Here is a 2,303-nt window from a genome sequence, read left to right on the forward strand (position 1 = left end):
TAAATAGCATTATTTTCTTAGTGGCATACCATGTATCCATCAGCACGGCGGCAAAGGGAAGGCACTTATGCCGAACTACGTTTTTTAGCATATCTTCGACGTGCTCGAGTTTCGATTTACCATCACCGTCAGGATGGTAAATACGAAAATCAATGAGCCAAAATTGTTCCGTGCTGGGATTGACGTACACACAATTTACCACACCTATGCCTTTGATTACTTGGTGGGCGTTACCGCTGTATTGCCGTCGTACCAACTCAATGTGGTGCGAAAAGTTTTTGTCCAGTACTGTGTCGTCGAACACAATATAGCCATCTGGAGACAGCTTAATATCATCCCTGACTTGCGCCCACAAAGCGCTCCCAGTTACATGGTCGTTTCGCAAATAGCGATTAATCGCATCGTGACTCATATCTTGCGTATGATCAGCAAAATTAGTCAAAGTATAATTGATTTGGCTTATCATTAGATACTGGCAGTAATTTAAGCGGCTTAGTTTCATTTGTAACACTCTACAGAATTTTTATTCTATTTTATGTGAAATTTGCGTAAGTCCTATAATTATTTTTTATTTAACACCAGGGAAATTTTTTAAGACTGCCAAGTAGCATCATAACGATTATCAGGAGTTAACGTGGGTAAAACGCTGTCTGATTACCATGAAGAATATCAGGAATTGTATAACCAGTACGATTCAATCGTTAAAAAGCAGCTCTCGATTAGCATGGACAGTATACGTGCCAAAAAGTATTGGCAAGAAATATTACCGTCTGCCGATCTTTCCGTTTTAGCCGATGTATTGGCCAATGCGTTGTATCTGCCGGTCATGAAGTATTGAGAGGAAAATAACATCAAGCAATATCCGTTATTTTAATAAACTGCATAATGTTATTAGGAGTTTGCATGCGTGAAGACCTTTCTGATATCGAAAAAAAACAAGAGTTGTATACTAAATGTGAGACGATCGTAAAAATGCAACTCTCACTTGGCATGGATAGTATACATGCCAAGAAATACTGGCAGGCATTTTTACCGTCTGTTGAACCCTCTGTTTTAGCTGATGTATTGGCAATGGCTTTGGGGAGTGCGGGTCATCAAGTAATGAAAAGCAAATCATGATCTGTCGCTGATGTTACGAACAAAATTGAATGTATCGTCACCGTGTATTGCATAAACGCATTTAAGAGGTAACCCGATGTCACTAATTAGGAATACCCCCCACCGATGAAAGCCATCATTTTTTCCCATCGCGTAAGGAGGTGTTTAGCTTCTCTATCAACACCATACAACGCAATACTTGCCCTTTTTCTGGCGGGATTATAAAGCGCGGTCAGGGGTTGGGTGTCGGTTTCTTCAATTTCTCGCATTCTCGCTTTAATCTGGTTTTCATCCAGTTGCAAAAGTTCATCCGCCAGCCTTCGGTATCGTCTTACCTGAGATTTTGCGCTACCGGCTTTTTCACCAAATTTAGCAACAAACTGAATAGCGGAAATCAAGGCAATCAGAAAACCCAACAGCCATCCGTATTGGAAATGTGCAAAAACAGAAGCACCCAGAAATACCAGCCAAAAAGAACAACATTGTTCAACTCGGCGATTAAAAATTTCTGTCATTTCGGCAAGGTAAATCGAGTAGTAGACTTCAAATTTAATGTGTTCGGATGGCTCTTCCATTTTGGGGCTCCTTATTTTTTATCGTTATCCCCAGTCTTTTGTTCCTCTTGCGGTGACGGGGCAGGTTTATGTAATCGGGTATAGTCTTCTCTATTCTTGGGACATGGATTTCACTCCTTGTTGTTGGATTTTATGTCCACCTCTCACTGGAACGAAAAAGTGGGCATAAGCATGATACCACAACACCCTGTTTTCGGTCAGGGCAACAAAACCGATAACTTAATGAGGATATTTATGAATAAATCTAATCAGCACTACCCCTATCGATTAACTGGCGAGTCCGTTAAAAATTATCATATTAATAATAAGAGGAATAAAAAACTGATGTTAATAGATAAATTAATACTGTTATTTGGCGGATTATTTATTTTTTATTTTCTCACCCTAATTATTAAATAAAATGATGACGAATAAACGCGCATTAACAAATACATTAATTCACTCGGTTAACACATTACAAAATAATGCCGGTGAGATTAATAGAATAAAGACGGGTATTTATCTGTATTAGTCTTAACTTAATCTGACAATTCTGATTTAAAAAAGAAAGTTACCGGTTTTAATTAACATCATTAGATAATTAAATAAAAGGTAATTTTATGTATCAAACAAATAATCCTATCATCAAAC

Annotated in this window: 4 protein-coding genes; 2 read left to right on the top strand and 2 right to left on the bottom strand. The window is 38.1% G+C overall.

From position 1 onward, the window contains the following. Positions 1-502 (bottom strand): transposase (locus tag CBG25_RS05910; RefSeq protein ID WP_290605274.1); only part of this gene is annotated, 502 nt, incomplete at its 3' end. A 132-nt stretch (positions 503-634) separates the two neighbouring features. Between CBG25_RS05910 and CBG25_RS05915 the strand changes: the two genes are divergently transcribed. Together CBG25_RS05915 and CBG25_RS05920 are read left to right on the top strand one after the other, a co-directional pair. Beyond that, complete coding sequence (locus tag CBG25_RS05915) at positions 635-838, top strand: hypothetical protein (RefSeq protein ID WP_290605275.1); 204 nt, start codon at positions 635-637, stop codon at positions 836-838. Between the two features lie 65 nt (positions 839-903). Then, positions 904-1,119: a hypothetical protein gene (locus tag CBG25_RS05920; protein WP_290605277.1), complete on the top strand. Its 216-nt coding sequence runs from the start codon at positions 904-906 to the stop codon at positions 1,117-1,119. An 86-nt stretch (positions 1,120-1,205) separates the two neighbouring features. Here the strand turns inward: CBG25_RS05920 and CBG25_RS05925 are convergent, their stop codons facing one another. Beyond that, the gene (locus tag CBG25_RS05925; RefSeq protein WP_290605279.1) at positions 1,206-1,673 is read right to left on the bottom strand and encodes a hypothetical protein; all 468 of its coding nucleotides are present in this window, start codon (positions 1,671-1,673) and stop codon (positions 1,206-1,208) included. Between the last annotated feature and the right edge of the window lie 630 nt (positions 1,674-2,303).

The sequence above is a fragment of the Arsenophonus sp. ENCA genome, assembly GCF_002287155.1.
Classification (GTDB): domain Bacteria; phylum Pseudomonadota; class Gammaproteobacteria; order Enterobacterales; family Enterobacteriaceae; genus Arsenophonus; species Arsenophonus nilaparvatae.

Excerpts from the sequence above, each read along its gene's own strand:
- CBG25_RS05925 (WP_290605279.1), bottom strand. The coding sequence starts at position 1,673 with ATGGAAGAGCCATCCGAACACATTAAATTTGAAGTCTACTACTCGATT.
- CBG25_RS05920 (WP_290605277.1), top strand. The coding sequence starts at position 904 with ATGCGTGAAGACCTTTCTGATATCGAAAAAAAACAAGAGTTGTATACT.